The organism is Leifsonia aquatica H1aii, assembly GCF_000633535.1.
Taxonomy (GTDB): Bacteria; Actinomycetota; Actinomycetes; order Actinomycetales; family Microbacteriaceae; genus Leifsonia; species Leifsonia aquatica_A.
Map to the genome: position 1 here is coordinate 140,581 of NZ_AYMR01000011.1, position 15,990 is coordinate 156,570.

The 15,990-nt window shown below is 71.6% G+C and carries 14 protein-coding genes; 8 read left to right on the forward strand and 6 right to left on the reverse strand.

The window, feature by feature from the left end; translation table 11 throughout:
* Positions 1-31 precede the first annotated feature (31 nt).
* The 5 genes from U870_RS0112965 (at position 32) to U870_RS0112985 (ending at position 7,290) form a co-directional block, all read left to right on the forward strand.
* Positions 32-1,735 carry a cytochrome c biogenesis protein DipZ gene (locus U870_RS0112965; RefSeq protein ID WP_029947568.1) on the forward strand — a complete coding sequence of 568 codons (1,704 nt, stop codon included), beginning with the start codon at positions 32-34 and terminating at the stop codon, positions 1,733-1,735.
* A gap of 252 nt (positions 1,736-1,987) precedes the next feature.
* Positions 1,988-2,920: a helix-turn-helix domain-containing protein gene (locus U870_RS0112970; RefSeq protein ID WP_081815287.1), complete on the forward strand. Its 933-nt coding sequence runs from the start codon at positions 1,988-1,990 to the stop codon at positions 2,918-2,920.
* A gap of 302 nt (positions 2,921-3,222) precedes the next feature.
* The gene (locus U870_RS0112975) at positions 3,223-4,113 is read left to right on the forward strand and encodes an ABC transporter ATP-binding protein (RefSeq protein WP_025157818.1); all 891 of its coding nucleotides are present in this window, start codon (positions 3,223-3,225) and stop codon (positions 4,111-4,113) included.
* Positions 4,110-5,171, forward strand: coding sequence for an iron-siderophore ABC transporter substrate-binding protein (locus U870_RS0112980; RefSeq protein ID WP_025157819.1), 1,062 nt, complete (start codon positions 4,110-4,112; stop codon positions 5,169-5,171). Before U870_RS0112975 ends, U870_RS0112980 begins: the two co-directional genes overlap by 4 nt.
* Positions 5,172-5,178: 7 nt before the next feature.
* Positions 5,179-7,290, forward strand: a complete 2,112-nt coding sequence (locus U870_RS0112985) for an iron ABC transporter permease (RefSeq protein ID WP_025157820.1) — start codon at positions 5,179-5,181, stop codon at positions 7,288-7,290.
* A 104-nt stretch (positions 7,291-7,394) separates the two neighbouring features.
* Here U870_RS0112985 and U870_RS0112990 read toward each other — a convergent pair whose 3' ends face one another.
* Positions 7,395-9,167 carry a glycoside hydrolase family 3 protein gene (locus tag U870_RS0112990; RefSeq protein ID WP_025157821.1) on the reverse strand — a complete coding sequence of 591 codons (1,773 nt, stop codon included), beginning with the start codon at positions 9,165-9,167 and terminating at the stop codon, positions 7,395-7,397.
* Positions 9,164-10,468, reverse strand: a complete 1,305-nt coding sequence (locus U870_RS0112995) for an MFS transporter (RefSeq protein WP_025157822.1) — start codon at positions 10,466-10,468, stop codon at positions 9,164-9,166. The genes U870_RS0112990 and U870_RS0112995 overlap by 4 nt, the downstream gene beginning before the upstream one ends.
* A 117-nt stretch (positions 10,469-10,585) precedes the next feature.
* On the opposite strand from U870_RS0112995, the gene U870_RS0113000 reads away from it, so the two are divergent.
* Together U870_RS0113000 and U870_RS0113005 are read left to right on the forward strand one after the other, a co-directional pair.
* Entirely contained in the window at positions 10,586-11,857 is a 1,272-nt protein-coding gene (locus tag U870_RS0113000) for a TetR/AcrR family transcriptional regulator (protein WP_029947571.1), read from the forward strand.
* A 79-nt stretch (positions 11,858-11,936) separates the two neighbouring features.
* Entirely contained in the window at positions 11,937-12,278 is a 342-nt protein-coding gene (locus U870_RS0113005) for a YciI family protein (protein WP_025157824.1), read from the forward strand.
* Between the two features lie 30 nt (positions 12,279-12,308).
* Here the strand turns inward: U870_RS0113005 and U870_RS0113010 are convergent, their stop codons facing one another.
* A complete protein-coding gene (locus U870_RS0113010) occupies positions 12,309-13,259 on the reverse strand; it encodes a helix-turn-helix transcriptional regulator (RefSeq protein WP_025157825.1) in 951 nt (316 codons plus the stop codon).
* A 105-nt stretch (positions 13,260-13,364) separates the two neighbouring features.
* Between U870_RS0113010 and U870_RS0113015 the strand changes: the two genes are divergently transcribed.
* Positions 13,365-13,820 (forward strand): VOC family protein, encoded by a 456-nt coding sequence (locus tag U870_RS0113015; RefSeq protein WP_025157826.1) that lies wholly within the window; start codon positions 13,365-13,367, stop codon positions 13,818-13,820.
* Positions 13,821-13,841: 21 nt separating this feature from the next.
* Here U870_RS0113015 and U870_RS0113020 read toward each other — a convergent pair whose 3' ends face one another.
* From U870_RS0113020 to U870_RS0113030, 3 genes are read right to left on the reverse strand one after another with little or no spacing between them, the layout of a single operon-like run.
* On the reverse strand, positions 13,842-14,678 hold the full coding sequence (locus tag U870_RS0113020) for an alpha/beta fold hydrolase (RefSeq protein WP_025157827.1): 837 nt from the start codon (positions 14,676-14,678) through the stop codon (positions 13,842-13,844).
* Between the two features lie 41 nt (positions 14,679-14,719).
* Positions 14,720-15,301 (reverse strand): sugar O-acetyltransferase, encoded by a 582-nt coding sequence (locus tag U870_RS0113025; RefSeq protein WP_025157828.1) that lies wholly within the window; start codon positions 15,299-15,301, stop codon positions 14,720-14,722.
* A 46-nt stretch (positions 15,302-15,347) separates the two neighbouring features.
* Positions 15,348-15,950 carry a TetR/AcrR family transcriptional regulator gene (locus U870_RS0113030; RefSeq protein ID WP_025157829.1) on the reverse strand — a complete coding sequence of 201 codons (603 nt, stop codon included), beginning with the start codon at positions 15,948-15,950 and terminating at the stop codon, positions 15,348-15,350.
* Between the last annotated feature and the right edge of the window lie 40 nt (positions 15,951-15,990).

Here is a 15,990-nt window from a genome sequence, read left to right on the forward strand (position 1 = left end):
CCGATCGGGACGCCGCCGCCGAACGCAGGGCATGTACCTGACACTCGCGCTGATCGGATTCCTCGGCGGCCTCATCACGGGGATCTCCCCCTGCATCCTTCCCGTGCTGCCGGTGATCTTCTTCTCCGGCGGCGCGCAGAGCGACCGTGCCTCCGGCGCCTCCCGCTGGCGGCCGTACCAGGTGATCCTGGGCCTGGTCGTCTCGTTCAGCGTCTTCACGCTGTTGGGCTCGCTCCTCCTCGCCCTGCTGCACCTCCCGCAGGACGTGCTCCGCTACGCGGGCATCGTCGTGCTGGTGCTGATCGGCATCGGCCTGATCGTGCCGAAGTTCGAGGAGTACCTCGAGAAGCCGTTCTCCTGGATCCCGCAGCGCAACGTCGGCACCGAGCGCGGCGGGTTCGTGCTCGGCATCGCCCTCGGCGCGGTCTACGTGCCGTGCGCGGGGCCGGTGCTCGCGGCCATCACGGTCGCCGGTTCGACCGGCAGGATCGGCGTCGAGACGATCGTGCTCACGCTGGCGTTCGCCATCGGCGCGGCCATCCCGCTGCTGATCTTCGCGCTCGCCGGTCGGCGCGTCTCCGAGCGCGTGAAGGGCTTCCGCAAGCACCAGAAGGGCATCCGCATCACGGGCGGAGTCCTGATGGTCGCCCTGGCCGTCGGCCTCTTCTTCAACATCCCGCAGGCCCTGCAGCGGCTCATCCCCGATTACACGTCGGCTCTGCAGGACAACTTCTCATCCTCCGATCAGGTGAGCCAGGCGCTCAACCTCGGCGGTCTGGTCAACGACCAGAACAAGGACCTCTCGAAGTGCAGCAACGACGCCTCCACGCTGCAGTCGTGCGGCACGGCTCCCGACATCACCGGCATCCAGCAGTGGTTCAACACGCCCGACAACAAGCCGATCGCGCTGGATCAGGAGAAGGGCAAGGTCGTGCTGATCGACTTCTGGGCCTACTCCTGCATCAACTGCGAGCGCTCCATCCCGCACGTCGTCGCGTGGGAGAAGGCGTACAAGGCGGCGGGCCTGCAGATCATCGGCATCCACTCTCCCGAGTACGCCTTCGAGAAGGTGCCGGCCAACGTCGAGTCCGCCGCGAAGGGCTTCGGGATCACCTACCCCGTCGCGATCGACAACAACCTCTCGACGTGGACCAACTACCGCAACCGCTACTGGCCGGCCCACTACCTGATCGACGCGAAGGGCACCGTGCGCAACGTGCAGTTCGGCGAGGGCAACTACGCCCAGACCGAGTCGCTCATCCGCCAGCTGCTGCAGCAGGCCAACCCGTCGGTGAAGCTGCCGGCCCCGACCGAGGTCGCCGACTCGACCCCGCAGGTCAGCAAGATCACGCCGGAGAGCTACCTCGGCTACACCAAGGTGCGCAACTACGACGGCCCCGAGAAGTACACCAGCGGCACGCAGACATTCAGCCTCCCGGCGAAGCAGAACGCGAACACCTTCGCGCTCGACGGCGGCTGGAACGTCGGCACGCAGTCCATCACACCGTCGGCCGGGCCGGCGACCATCCGTCTCTCGTACACGGCCAAGGTGGTGCAGATGGTCCTCTCCGGCACCGGGGACGTGACCGTGGAGCGCGACGGCAAGAAGGAGACGATCCACGTCTCCGGCGTGCCGAACGCGCACCAACTGCTCTCGCTGAAAGACACCGGCTCCGGGACACTCACCGTCACCGTCCCCGCCAGCGTCACCGCCTACTCCTTCACCTTCGGATAAACCGACACCTCCGCGATTGAGCGGTCACGACACGCCCTCTTCGGCACCCGATCGACGCAGGAGAGGGCGTGTCGCGTCGTATGAGGACGATTCATCCACAGGCGGCGCGGGAGGGCGAGGATGCTCGAGCAGCCCGCAACCGACAGCGTTGCCATTGGTAGGTTGTGTCCTACGCTGTCACAGCGGTCACGCGCGATCAGCCACACTGACAGCGCTCTCGCATCGATCGATCACAGTCCTAGGCTGGTGCCGATGCCCGCACGTCCCCCCGCCCACGATCGCGAAGCCGCCACCCGCGAGCGGCCCAGCGCCCAGCGTGGCGCGCAGCCCGACCCACCCAACGCGCCGACCGCCGCACGCTCGGGCTCGGGCGCGGCCGCACGCTCGGGCTCGGGCTCGTGGAGACGCGAGCCCGACACGGTCGTGCGCCGCACCGGGAGCACCCCCGACGCAGCCGTCGACGGCTCGGCCATCCGCGCGGAATCGGAGGTGCCCGCGCATCCCCTGGAGTGGGAGTCGCACGCGCACGATCAGCACGAGCTGGTCTGGGTCCGCGGCGGCACCATGACCACGCGGGTCGGCGATCGGGTCTTCACCGTGTCGGAGGGTTCCGGGCTCTGGCTGCCCGCGGGCGCCGAGCACGCCGGCCGGCTCACGGCCGGCGTCGCGTTCTTCGCCGCCTTCTTCGCACCGGACCGCACCCCGGTGGCGTTCGACGGCCCGACGGTCATCGCGATGCCCGCACTCCTGGAGTCCCTGCTGACGCACCTCTCGCGCGCCGATCTCGACCCGGCCGAACGCGCTCGAGCCGAAGCCGTCGTCTTCGATGTCCTCGAACCCGCCGCGGAGCCGCTGGCCCTGCGCGTGCCGGGCGATCCCCGCATCGACGACATCGCCGACGCCCTGCTGGCGGATCCGGCGGACGCCCGTGGTCTCGAGGAGTGGGCCGAACTGCTGGGCGTGAGCGAGCGCACCATCACGCGGGCCTTCCGGCAGACCACCGGCCTCTCGTTCGCGCAGTGGCGCCAGGCGCTCCGGGTGCATCAGGCGCTCACCCTCCTGGCCGAGGGATGGGATGTGCAGTCGACCTCGGACCGCCTCGGCTACGCCCAGGCGAGCACGTTCATCGCCGCGTTCCGCCGGGTGATGGGCACCACCCCCGGCGCCTATCTCGCCTCCCCCTGACCGCCTCCCCACCCGCACCACGATCGAGTGGACGCGACATGCCGCCTGCCGCGGTGCCCTCGCGGCATGTCGCGACCACCGGATCGGCTGCGATGCGCAGACGCACAGACCCACAGACGCGCAGACGCGCGACTCCGGTGTCCGGAAGTCCGCATCGGGTGTCCCTACGTCCGGATTGCAGACACGCCACTGCGAACATAGTCTGACTTAGGCAATCCTTACCTAACCTCGCACGCGACCGCCCGATGGTCGTCGCGAGGGGATTCCGCACCGACGCCCCCTCCTCCTGGACGAGATCCCCGATGCCCACCACGCCTTCCCCGCGCGCCGCCACGGCCCTCACCGGGGATCGACTCGCGCTGCGGTTCGGCAGGACCACCGTCGTCGACGGGGTGTCGATCACGCTGGAGCCCGGACGGGTGACAGCGCTCGTCGGACCGAACGGCAGCGGCAAGTCGACCCTCCTGCGCTCCCTCGCCCGCCTTCATCCGACACAGGACGGCGAGGTGGTCCTGCGCGACGGCGCCGACGGGACCGCCCGTCGCACATCCCTGCTCAGCGCCCGCCAGTTCGCCCGAGAGGTCACCCTCTTCGCACAGTCGCGACCGGCTCCGCAGGGGCTCACGGTCCAGGAAGTCGTGGCCTTCGGTCGCCACCCGTACCGCCGCGGGTTCGCCGGGCTGTCGGCAGAGGACCGCCGCGCGATCGAGCACGCGATGCACGCGACCGGGGTCACCGACATGGCCGGACGCGCGGCGGGCGAGCTGTCCGGCGGCGAAGTGCAGCGGGTGTGGCTGGCGGCCTGCCTGGCCCAGGAGACCGGCGTCGTCCTGCTCGACGAACCCACGAACCACCTCGACCTGCGGTACCAGGTCGAGACGCTCGACCTGGTACGCGATCTGGCGGACGTGCACGGCGCCGCAGTCGGCATCGTCCTGCACGACCTCGACCACGCCGCCCGCATCGCCGACGCGCTGCTGCTGATGCGCGCGGGCCGCATCCACGCCGCCGGGGCGCCGCACGACGTTCTCACGGCGGAGAACATCGGCGAGGTCTACGACCTGCGCGTCGAGGTGGAGGTCGACCCGCGTTCGGGCCGCCTGCGCATCGACCCGATCGGCCGCCACTCCCCTCGCACCCTTTCCGTCTCCCCCGCATCCCCTGCATCCCCCCTCAGAGAGGACCACCCATGATCCGCGCCCACCGACTCGCGACCGCGGCGGCCACCGTCGCCGCCGTCGCCCTCACCCTCACGGCCTGCGGCACCACGGCCGTCGGCGACGCGGCGAGCACCGCCGCGCCGAAGCCGACCTCGCAGGCCTGCGCCGACGACACCACCGCCACCTCCACCGGTCCGGTGACCCTCACCGACGGAGTGGGCCGCACGGTGAAGCTGGATGCGCCGGCCAAGCGGGTCGCGGTGCTCGAGTGGCAGCAGATCGAGGACGCCCTCACCCTGTGCGTGGCGCCGGTCGCGGTCGCGGACCCCGACGGCTACGGCACCTACGTGAGCGCGGAGAAGCTGCCGAAGGGCGTCGTCAACGCCGGCCAGCGCGGCGAGCCCGACCTCGACGCCCTCTACGGCGCCAAGCCGGACCTCATCATCGTCGAGGGCTTCACCCCCGACGACGAGATCGTCGCCCAGCTCGAGAAGCGGGATGTGCCGGTGCTCGTCACCCTCGGCGCGAACGCCGCCGACCCGATCGGCAACATGAAGAACGTGTTCACGACGATCGCGAAGGCGACCGGCCGCACCGAGCGCGCCGACGTCGTCCTGAAGCAGTTCGACGAGCACCTCGCCACCGCCAAGGAGAAGGTCGCGGACGTCGACCTCCCGACCAGGAGCTTCCTGTTCTTCGACGGCTGGATCGAGAGCGGCAACGTCGCCATCCGCCCCTACGGCACGGGTGCACTGTTCACGGCGCTCGGGGAGCAGCTCGGGATGACGCCGGCCTGGACGGACGAGGTCGACAAGGCGTACGGCAACGGCGGTGTCGACCCGGCGTACGGTCTCGCCCAGACCGACATCGAGGGCCTGACCGCCGTCGGCGATGCGAACCTGTTCTACTCCGACGACAAGACGCCGGACAGCTATGTGACCGAACTCGACAAGAGCTCCATCTGGACCGCCCTCCCCGCCGTGAAGGAGGGACGCGCGCACGCGTTCCCGGCCGGCGTCTGGGGCGCGGGCGGACCACTCTCGAACGAGCAGGCGATCGACGCCTACGTCGACGCCCTCACCCGGGGCTGAGCGCCCGGTGAGCTCGACCCGGATCGTCGCGACCGGGCGCACCCCGGCCGTCGATCCGGGGTTCCGCGCCGGAGCGGGCGGGGCTGGCGGGGCGGCCGTTCTGGTCGCCCTGCTCGTCGCCGTCGTCGTGGTGGGGATGTGGCACGTCACGCAGGGCACCTCCGGCGTCGGGATGTGGGACCTCCTCCGCTTCGCGGCCGGCGCGCGCGAGACGGTGGGTGGCGTGCCCGTCGCCGACGTGCTGACAGGCTCCCGGCTGCCACGGTTGCTGGCGGGGATCGCCGTCGGCATCGCGCTCGGCGCCGCAGGCGCGCTGCTGCAGTCGGTGACCCGCAACGTGCTCGCCTCTCCGGACACCCTGGCCGTGAGCGCCGGCTCGTACTTCGCCCTCTCCGCGGTCGCCGCGTTCGGGCTCTCCGTCCCGCTGTGGGCGTCGGGAGGCGTCGCCTTCATCGGCGGGCTGGCCGCCGCCGCACTGGTCCTCGGCGTCGCCGGCCGCGGCGCCGGGACGGGGACGACCCGGCTCATCCTGGCGGGCAGTGCGATCGCGATGGCTCTCGACGCCGCCACCGCGATGCTGCTCATCCTCTTCAAGGAGCGCACCACCGGCCTGTTCGCCTGGGGCAGCGGCTCCCTCGCGCAGCTGAATCTCGATGCGTCCACCCGCGCCATCCCGCTGATCGTCGCGGTCGTCGCCCTCGTCCTGCTGCTCTCCCGCCGCCTCGACGTCCTCCGGCTCGGCGACGACACCGCGGCCTCGCTCGGCGTCCCCGTCCGCTCCACCCGCCTGCTCGCCGTCGTGGGTGCCGTGCTGCTGACGGCCGTCGCCGTCACGGTGGCCGGGCCGATCGCGTTCGTCGGGCTGGGCGCCCCGGTGCTCGTCCGCCTGATCGCCGCACGCGTGCCCTCCCTGAACCGGCATCTGCTGCTGATCCCCGCCGCCGGCCTGATGGGTGCCCTTCTCATCCTGCTGGCCGATGTCGCCCTGCGTGCGATCCTCGGCGCGGAGGCGGCCGCGTCGATCCCCACCGGGATCCCGACCGCGGTGCTCGGCGCGGTCATCATCGTGGCGCTGGCGATGCGCCTGCGCGATTCGGGGTCCGTGCGACAGCCTCCCGGCGCCCGCATCGCGGTGCGCTCGCGCCGTCGGTTCATCGTCGTCCTGGTGGTCGTCGCGGTGCTGCTCGCCGTCACCGCCGTGATCGGGCTGCTCGCCGGGAGTCTCTGGTTGCGCACCGGCGACATCGCGCTGTGGCTGCAGGGCGGCGCCCCCGATCTGGTCGCCCGTGCGCTCGACGAGCGCCTCCCCCGCGTCCTCGCGGCCGCCCTCGCCGGCGCGGCCCTCGCCCTGGCGGGCTGCGTGGTGCAGAGCACCGTGCGCAACCCGCTGGCCGAGCCCGGCATCCTCGGCATCACCGCCGGCGCGGGGCTCGGCGCGGTCATCGTGGTGACCTCCGGGATCGCGGGCGGACGGCCGCTGCTGATCGTCCTGGCGATCGTCATGGGGCTGGCGACGTTCGGCCTGATCGCCCTGCTCGCGTGGCGCGGCGGCCTGCTCCCGGACCGGTTCGTGCTCATCGGCATCGGCTGCGGCTACGGGTTGACCGCCATCACCGCGTTCCTGCTGCTGCGTGCCGACCCGTGGCAGACGCCGCGCATCCTGACCTGGCTCTCCGGGACCACGTATGGCCGCACGCTGCCCGACGTCGCCCCCGTCGCCGTCGTGCTCCTCATCGCCGTGCCGGTCCTGCTCGGGATGCGTCGCCGGCTCGACCTGCTGGCCGTCGACGAGGACACCCCGCGCATCCTGGGCGTGCGCATGGAGGGGACGCGCGTGACCGTGCTCGCGATCGCCGCCGTGCTCGCGGCCGTCAGCGTGGTCGCGGTGGGTGTCGTCGGCTTCGTCGGCCTGATCGCGCCCCATCTGGCGCGCGGCCTCGTGGGTGCCCGCCACGGCCGCACCATCCCCGTCTCGATGGGGCTCGGCGCCCTCCTCGTCGTCGTCGCGGACACGCTCGGCCGCACGCTCATCTCCCCGTCGCAGCTCCCGGCCGGACTGATGATCGCCCTGGTGGGGGCACCGTACTTCGTCTGGCTGCTGCGGCGGTCACGCGGGTAGTGCGGGCAGAGCGGGTCTGTCGTCAGCCCGCCCCACGCCGCTGAGGGCCAGGCCGGAGACCTGAGCCGGCGGCGGTCGCGGGTCACCCGCGACCGCCGCTCGGCTCAGTAGCGCAGCCCGTGCCCGAACCGGAACAGCGGGTCGGCGGTGTCGAATGGGACGTCCGGGCGGGCCGCCTCGACCGACGCCATCGAGCGGGGGAGGTCGAACGGCAGACTGCCCTGCGGGGCGAATCGGCCGGTGATCACGTCGAGGAGAGCGTCGGCGCTCGCACCCCAGTTGACCGTGACGACCGCGGCGGCCTCGACCAGCGGTTCGAGGATGGCTGGCCGGTCGGCGAAGACGTCGACGATCACGGGCGCATGGGCGGCGAGGTCGCGGACGTGGTCGACGACCTCTGCGGGGAACTCCAGGGACCCCGAGTGGAACAGGCCCTCGAAGATCGTGGGGCGCTCCTCGTACGGAGCCTGGAGGCGGACCACGACGATGTCGGCCTCCTGCGGGGTGCCGACGACCTCGCCGTAGGCGGCGGCACGCCGGGGGTCGATTCCCTCGACGTAGAACCGGGTCGCCTCCCGCACCGGCAGCTGCGGAGCGTCGGTGGCACCGTTGGTGAGCAGGGTGATGGAGGCGCGCTGCGCCCACTCCCCCGCCGCGACGAACGCCTCGCTGCCCACGACCGCGTCGGCGGCATCCACGTCGACGAGCGCGTCCTCGAAGAGGCCGAGCTCGAACTTCTCGCGGAGGATGCGCCGCGCCGACTCGTCGAGACGGGACTCGGGCACGTCGCCGCTCTCGACGAGCTCGATGAGGAGCTCGGGGCAGGCCTCCCCACCGAACTGGTCGGCTCCCGCCTCCAGGACCTTCTTCATCCGCTCGCGCGGCGTCAGGTGCTCCACGCCCCAGGCGCGGGCCGGGAAGGGCTGCCCGAAGATCTCGGCATCGGTCAGGAGGCCCCAGTCGGTGCAGACGAGGCCGTCGAACCCGAACCGCTCACGAAGGAGGCCCGTGATGACGGACTTGTTGAAGCCGAAGCCGACCTCCTCGTACTCGGTGCCGACCGGCATGCCGTAGTACGGCATCATCTGGCGGGTGCCGGCGTCGATGAGCGCCTCGAACGGTTCGAGGTGCAGCTCGAAGGCGCCACCCGGGTAGACCTGCTCCCGGCCGTGGGCGAAGTGCGGGTCCTCGCCGTCCTTCTGCGGGCCGCCGCCGGGGAAGTGCTTGGTCATGGTGGAGACGGAACCCGGCCCGAACGACGCACCCTGGAAGCCGCGGACGTAGGCGGCCCCGAGTCGCGCGGTCAGCTCCGCGTCCTCGCCGAAGGTGGCGACCTGCCGCGACCACCGCGGCTCCGTCGCGAGGTCGACCTGCGGGTGCAGTGCGACCCGCAGTCCGACGGCGGTGTACTCCTGCCGGGCGATGTCGGCGAACTCCTCGACGACCGCCTCGTCGCGGATGGCCGCGAGTCCGAGCGGTTCCGGCCACTGCGAGAACGGCCCGGCCAGCATCGCGGTGCCGGGGTTGTCCGTGAAGGAGTGGCGCGGGTCGGTCGAGAGGGTCACCGGGATGCCGAGCCGGGTGGAGGCGGCCAGCCGCTGGAGCGCGTTGTGCCACTCGGCGATCTCGCGCGCGGTGGGGGCGCCGCCGATGAGGTTGAAGTGCGACATCCGGCGGTGCTCCACGAAGTCGACCGCCGACGGGGTCGAGAACACCGGGTTCGGCTCGGTGAGCTCGCCCATCCCGATCATCGTGTGGAAGAAGAGGCCGGCCTTCTCCTCCAGGGTCATCTCGCTCAGCAGCAGCTCGACGCGCTCGGCGACGGGCAGCTCGGGGTCGAGCCAGGGGCGGGCGGTGACGGTATCCGTCGTGGTCATTTCACTCCTTTGATCCGGTAGACGAGCACGGCGCCGAGCAGGGCGACGACGGCGCCGAAGAGGTACCACACCGAGTAGCCGCCGATGGCGGTGGCCGATCCCAGCGCGATGATGGACGGCGCGATGGCCGGGGCGATCGACTGCGGCAACGCGTTCGCGATGTTGAGCACGCCGAGGTCCTTCGCGGTGTCGTCCGCGTTGGGCAGCACCTGGGTGGCGAGCGCGAGGTCGACCGAGAAGAACGAGCCGGCGCCGAGGCCGATGATGGCCTGGGCGACGATCACGACGGCGACGCTCGGCGCGAAGGCGAGGATCACGAGACCGACGACCATGATCAGCCCGGCGATCGCGACGAACGGGCGGCGCTTGCCGAGCTTGTCGGAGAGATAGCCGCCGATCGGGCTGGAGATCACCATCGCCACGGTCGAGGCGACGTTGGCGAGCAGGATGGTGGAGATGGCGGCCTGCTCGTCGAGGTGGAACTTCTGCGTGAGGTAGAACGGCAGGAAGGTGGCGATGCCGGCGTAGCCGAACATCACGAAGAATTTGGTCAACCAGGTCCAGCCGAAGTCCGGGTGCTTGACCGGGTTGAAGACGAACGATCCGAAGAACTGGCCGACGGTGAAGCGCTGGCGTGGCTTCTCGGTCAGTCGGCGGTCCTTCAGCACAGCGACGAAGAACACCGCGACCAGGAGCGCCAGCAGGGCCGGCACCAGGAAGCGCAGCAGGTCGCCCCCGATGAAGTTGATGATGAAGCTGCCGGCGAGGATGGCGAGCGGGGTGGTGACCCCGACGATCCCGGAGACCTTGCCGCGGCTCGCTGCCGGAACCTGGTCCGGCAGGGTGGCGTTGGCCGCGGCCAGCACCGCGTTCAGCGACGCCTGCGCCAGGCACCAGCCGATCAGCACGACCCAGATGGAGGTGGCGGACCCGACGAGGACGAAGGCGCCGACGCCCACGATGGCGCCACCGAGGATCCACGGCCGACGCATCCCGAACCGGGAGGTCGTGCGGTCGGAGAGACGACCCGCGAGCGGGTTCGCGATGAGGGCGAACAGCGCGCCGACGCCCAGGATGAAGCCGAGCTGCGCGGTCGCCTCCTCCGTCGACGCGCTCAGGTGCTCCACCTTGAACGCCATCGAGACCAGCACGGGCGTGAGCAGGGCCATCAGCACGCCGAAATTCACCACGGCGAGGCCCGGGGTGTAGCCCCGAGGGGTGCGGGACGGGGTGGTTCCGGGTGCCTTGATCCCCGTCGTCCCCGTGTACGCGGCAGCGGCCGCGGGTGACATCTCTGTCATGTGTCGAGTCCTTTCGAGTCGTCCGCCTTGACGATGCGGGTCAGCATATCCCAAAAAAAGACCGCATGGTAACTGAAATCCGACTGGACGGTAACGCAGCTACGATGGGCTCCGGAGGTGCATGTGACGTCGGTCATCGATGGAACCCGGTTCGCGCGCGCCGCGGCGACCCGCCAGGCCATCGTCGCGGCCGCCACCGCGCTGTTCGCCGAGCAGGGCTTCCGCGCCGTCTCCCTGCGCGAGATCGCTGCCCGGGCCGGCATCTCGCACCCCGCGCTGCTCAAGCACTTCTCGGGCCGGGAGGAGCTGCTCGCCGAGGTCGCACGGCGGATCGACGACGCGCACTGCCACCCGACGGCGAGCGCCGACCCCTCCGCCGAGCTGCCGTTCGCCGCGCAGGCGCGCGCCCAGGCCGACGCACCCGACGCGCTCCGCTTCTTCGCCGCGCTGACCGGGGAGGCATCCGCCCCCTCGCACCCGCTCCACGCCGTGATGCGTGAGCGCGTCGCCCGGGTGCGGGCCGAGCGACGGGATGCCCTCGAGCGTGCGGCATCGGCGGGGACGCTGGGCGAGGGGCGGGACTCGGCCGACGAGGCCGTCCGGCTGACGGCGGCCTGGTCGGGACTCCAGCTCCTGCAGCAGTACCTGCCCGGTCGCGTCGACGGCGCCACCCGGCTCGCGGCGCACCAGCGTCTGCTGGGCGACCCACCCGGGCGACGCGCACCGGGCGACGAGCGCGGCGACGCGGTCTCGCCCCCGGCCCGAGCCCTGCCCCCGCTCGTGACCGAGGATGCGCCCGTCGTGGCGCCGGGATATCGCTCCGGCCGCGAGCGCCGGGCGAAGATCGTCGACGACGCCACCGCCCTCTTCGCCCGCGAAGGGTACGGCGACACCAGCCTGCTCGATATCGCCACCCGTGTCGGCGTCTCGAAGTCGGCGATCTACCACCACTTCCCCGCCAAGGACGCCTTGCTGCACGAGGTGCTCCGCGAGCGGGACCGCCGCATCGACGCCGTCGTGGAGACGTCGCCCGCCCTTTCGGCGGCGGACACCCTGCGCGGGCTGAGCGACGGAGCCGCCCGCAACGAGACCGAGCAGCCGGGCCTCATCGAGCTCTACGCGGTCATCTCGTCCGAGGCGACGCCGCCGGGACACGCCGCGCACGCGTACTTCGAACAGCGGTTCACCCGCGCGCTCGACAGTTTCACCCAGATGTTCCAGGATGCCGCCGCCGCCGGCGACCTCCCCGCGCACCGGGATCCCGAGCACGAGGCGTGCTGGCTGCTCGCCCTCTGGGACGGCCTGCAGTACGAGTGGCTGTACGACCCGGAGAGTGTGGACGTGCCCGGCCAGCTGCGCGCGCACCTGGCGGACGTGCTGCCGCAGTGACGGACCGTCGACCGGGTGCGCCGCGCGCCCGACCGGCGTACCCTCCTCGCTGACGACGGACACTCTCCGAGGAGGCCTCATGACGAAGTTCCTGATCTCGTTCCCGAGCAGCGCGATGGTGATTCCCGAGGGGGAGTTCGACACGGTCGTCGTCGAGTCGCACGCCGTGATGCAGGAGGCGAAGGACGCCGGCGTGTACGTGTTCGGCGGCGGCCTGAACGAGGACATCCCTCCCGTCCGGGTGGCCGGTGACGGCACGGTGACCGACGGCGCGTACCCCCAGACGGCTGAGTTCGACGGCGGATTCTGCGTCCTGGAGCTGCCGTCGCGGGAGGCGGCGGTGACGTGGGCCGCGAAGATCGCCACCTCGTGCCGGTGCGAGCAGGAGCTGCGCGAGTTCGGGTACGACCCGGAGTCCTGAGGCTCGGCCGCCGTCGCTCGCGAGGCGCCGTCAGGACGGATCCGCGGCCGCCAGCACCCTCTGCATCCGCTGCGCGGCCGCCACGAGCTCGGGCGGTCCCTCGACGCGGAACGGCGCGTCGAACCGCACGACCTGCGCGAGCACGCCCGTCCACGACCAGGACCGGAACAGCGCTCGGCACGACAGCTCGTCGACCGCCTCCACCTCCCCGTCGCCGATCCACGAGGCGACCTCCCGCGCCGGGAGGTCGATCGCGACCCATCCCGCGCACGGCCAGCGGTCCTCGTCGGTCGAGCCCTTGAACCGCGCCGACAGGAACGTGTCGACGTCGCCCGTCGGCACTTCTCGCGGCACGAAGGACGCACCGGAGGGGATGCGCGGCGTCAGCCGATCGAGACGGAACACCCGCCAGTCCTCGCGATCGAGGTCCCACGCGACGAGGTACCAGAAGCCGCCCCGAGCCACGAGCCCGTGCGGCTGCGCGCGGCGGGCCGGCGCATCCCGCGCGGGATCGCCGTAGTCGAACCGGAGCGTGCGCCGCAGGCGCACATGCTCGCTCACGGCCTCGACCACCGCCGGGTCGACGCGCACGGCGGCCTCCGACCCGGTGAACCGCACCCCGTCGATCCGGTGCCGCAACCGCGACGGCATGACCTGCCGCAGCGTCAGCAGGGCGCGCGCCGCCTCCTCGGCGATGTCGACTCCCGATGCGGAGGCGTTCTGCAGCGCGACCGCGATCGCGACGGCCTGTCCGTCGTCGAGCAGGAGGGGCGGCAGCTCCGCCCCCGCGGCCAGGCGGTAGCCGCCGTCCGGGCCTTTCACCGCTTCGATGCGATAGCCGAGGCCGCGGAGCCTCTCCACATCGCGACGCACCGTGCGCGGCGTGATGTCGAGACGCTCGGCGAGCACAGCGCCCGGCCAGTCCCGGCGCGTCTGCAGCAGCGAGAGCAGCGCGAGCAGGCGGGACGACGTCTCGATCATGCCTCGATTCTCTCGCGAGTAGAGGACCGCAGTTGTCCGCTACTGCGACGACCATCGGTTCTGCGGCCGTCCGCCGCCGCCATCCGATGAACCGAAGGAGTCACCATGACCATCACGACCACCACCCACCTCAACTTCCCGGGCACAGCCCGCGCCGCCCTCGAGTTCTACCGGACCGTCTTCGGCGGCGACGTGTTCGCCACCACCTACGGCGAGCTCGGGATGCCGGCGGAGCTCCCCGACGCGGCGAAGGTCGTCTTCGGTCAGCTCCAGGCGCCGAACGGCTTCCGTGTGATGGCCTACGACATCCCCGGGCGCACCGACGGATTCGGGGGCGGCACGCACCGTGAGAACGGCACCACGATCACCGATCAGCCCTTCTTCCTCTCGCTGCGCGCCGAGAGCCTCGCCGAGGCGACCGGGTACTGGGAGGGCCTCGCCGAGGGGGCGACCGTCGTGGAACCGCTCGCCGCGTCCGCCTGGAGCGCCGGGTTCGGCATGCTCACCGACCGCTTCGGCGTGACCTGGGTCGTCGACGTGGCCACCGCACCCGCCGCGTGAGACCGGTGCGGACCGCGGCGCTCAGCGTGCGCTGCGGTCCGCGCCCGCTGGGTCGAGGAATCCGCGCACGAGCGTCGCGATGAGCTCTGGTCGTTCGGCGACGAGCCCGTGCGTCGCACCGGGGACGATCGCGAGCTGTGCGCCCGGGATCGAGGAGGCGATGAGGAGGCTGTGGTCGGGACGGATGGTGTCGCGGTCGCCCGACATCACCAGCGTGCGTGCGGTGACGGCCGCGAGGGTAGCCGGGTCGATCCGCGGTTCGGACGTCCAGAGCCGGAACAGCTTGCCGAGCACGATGTCGGCGTGCTCCGGGCCGTCCGGCGAGAGCCGGTCGTACTGCATCCGCTCGGCGTCGGCATCGGTGTCCGGTTCGGGCCCGGCGGCGTCAGGCTCGGCGGCGTCGGAGTCGGCGACGTCGGGTGCATGGGCGGGGAGCCCGAGCGGCTGCAGCATCACCGCGTCCGCCGCCTCGTCCGAGTGGGTGAACGCCGAGGGATCGAGGTTCGCGCTGATCGCGACCAGCGACCGCACCCGTTCGGGCTGCGCCAACGCGAGCATCAGCCCGAGGATCGCACCGTCGCTGTACCCGACCACGTCCACCCGATCGAGCCGGTGGGCGTCGAGATACGCGACGACCTCCACGAGGCCACGCTCGTAGCTGTACTCCCCCTCGACGTCGGGTGATCGGCCATGCCCCGGTCGTTCGAAGGCGAGCACGCGATGATCGGCGACCAACGCGTCGCTCTGCGCCCGCAGCGACTCCAGCGAGCAGAACCCTCCGTGCAGCAGCAGCACCGGGTCGCCCGATCCGGCGACCTCCTCGTAGACGTCGACGCCGGCGATGCGGAGGTGGGGCATGCGATCAGCCTATGCCGCGGCGCGGGGCACGGCCCGCGCGCTCAGATCTCGCGGACGACGCGGGCCGGGTTGCCGACCGCCACCACGTTCGCCGGGATGTCTCGGGTGACCACCGCACCCGCGCCGATCACGCTGTTGTCGCCGATGGTCACGCCGGGGCACACGATGACGCCACCGCCGAGCCAGACGTTGTCGCCGATGACGATCGGCTCGGCGGCCTCCAGCTTGTCCCGGCGCGGCTGCGGGTCGACGGGATGGGTCGGGGTGAGCAACTGCACGTTCGGACCGATCTGGCAGTCCTCGCCGATCGTGATGCTCGCGACATCGAGGGCGACCAGGTTGTAGTTGACGAAGGTGCGCGCCCCGACGGTGATGAACTCGCCGTAGTCGACGAACAGCGGCGGCTTGATGAAGGCGTCCTCCCCGAGGGAGCCGATGAGCTCATCGAGGATCGGCCGGGCCGTGACATCGTCCGCCAGCCAGGCACGGTGGTAGGAGTCGGCCAGCCGTGCGGCGCGCAGAGCACGGCGCTCGCTCTCGGGGTCGTCGGAGATGTAGAGGTCGCCGGCGAGCATCCGCTCGCGGTTGGTGCGCGGGTCGCCTGCGAAGTAGTCGTGACTCATGCGTACAACTGTACATTAGGAGTGTACGTGCGTACACATCGTGCGCTCACGCGGCGTCGCCCGCCACCCGGTCGATGGCCGCCCGCACGGCGGCCGGGTCGTACGGCTCGATGTCGAGGGCCCGGTGCAGCGTCATCCCCTCGACCAGCGCGTCCAGGATCCCCGCCGTCACCGGGTCGAAGAATCTCTCCAGCACCGCGCGGCTGCGCCCCATCCACGCATTCGTGATCGTGCGGTAGCGCGGATCCCGGGCGGCGAGGGTGTACAGCTCCTGGGTCAGCACCAGCTCCCGCGGCGTCCCGAAGACATCGTGCAGGATGTGGTCGGCGAGCGACTCGCGCGCCTCCGCCGCCGTGTCGCACTCCGCCATGCGCGCCTCGAACGCCGCACTGAACGTGCGGGCGAACCGGTCGAACGCCTCGGCGAGCAGGGCGTCCATCCCCGTGAAGTGGTAGGTCATCGACCCCAGCGAGACATCGGCGGCCTCGGCCACCCGCCGGTGCGTCGTCCCCGCGACGCCCCGCTCGGCGATCACATCCAGGCAGGCGTCGACGATCCGGTCCCGGCGCGCCGGGTCGTGCCGCCGCGGCCTCTTGCCCGCCTCGGTGCGGGTGCCGGGCGTGGATGCGGTGGCGGAGCTGTCGGCCATCCCGCCAGCGTACACACGTGCCCAGGACAGCGAGCCACGG

Coding starts and splice junctions, on each gene's coding strand:
- U870_RS0112965 (WP_029947568.1), top strand. CDS start 32: ATGTACCTGACACTCGCGCTGATCGGATTCCTCGGCGGCCTCATCACG.
- U870_RS0112990 (WP_025157821.1), bottom strand. CDS start 9,167: ATGACCACGACGGATACCGTCACCGCCCGCCCCTGGCTCGACCCCGAG.
- U870_RS0113005 (WP_025157824.1), top strand. CDS start 11,937: ATGACGAAGTTCCTGATCTCGTTCCCGAGCAGCGCGATGGTGATTCCC.
- U870_RS0113015 (WP_025157826.1), top strand. CDS start 13,365: ATGACCATCACGACCACCACCCACCTCAACTTCCCGGGCACAGCCCGC.
- U870_RS0112970 (WP_081815287.1), top strand. CDS start 1,988: ATGCCCGCACGTCCCCCCGCCCACGATCGCGAAGCCGCCACCCGCGAG.
- U870_RS0112995 (WP_025157822.1), bottom strand. CDS start 10,468: ATGACAGAGATGTCACCCGCGGCCGCTGCCGCGTACACGGGGACGACG.
- U870_RS0112975 (WP_025157818.1), top strand. CDS start 3,223: ATGCCCACCACGCCTTCCCCGCGCGCCGCCACGGCCCTCACCGGGGAT.
- U870_RS0113020 (WP_025157827.1), bottom strand. CDS start 14,678: ATGCCCCACCTCCGCATCGCCGGCGTCGACGTCTACGAGGAGGTCGCC.
- U870_RS0113010 (WP_025157825.1), bottom strand. CDS start 13,259: ATGATCGAGACGTCGTCCCGCCTGCTCGCGCTGCTCTCGCTGCTGCAG.
- U870_RS0112980 (WP_025157819.1), top strand. CDS start 4,110: ATGATCCGCGCCCACCGACTCGCGACCGCGGCGGCCACCGTCGCCGCC.
- U870_RS0113025 (WP_025157828.1), bottom strand. CDS start 15,301: ATGAGTCACGACTACTTCGCAGGCGACCCGCGCACCAACCGCGAGCGG.
- U870_RS0113030 (WP_025157829.1), bottom strand. CDS start 15,950: ATGGCCGACAGCTCCGCCACCGCATCCACGCCCGGCACCCGCACCGAG.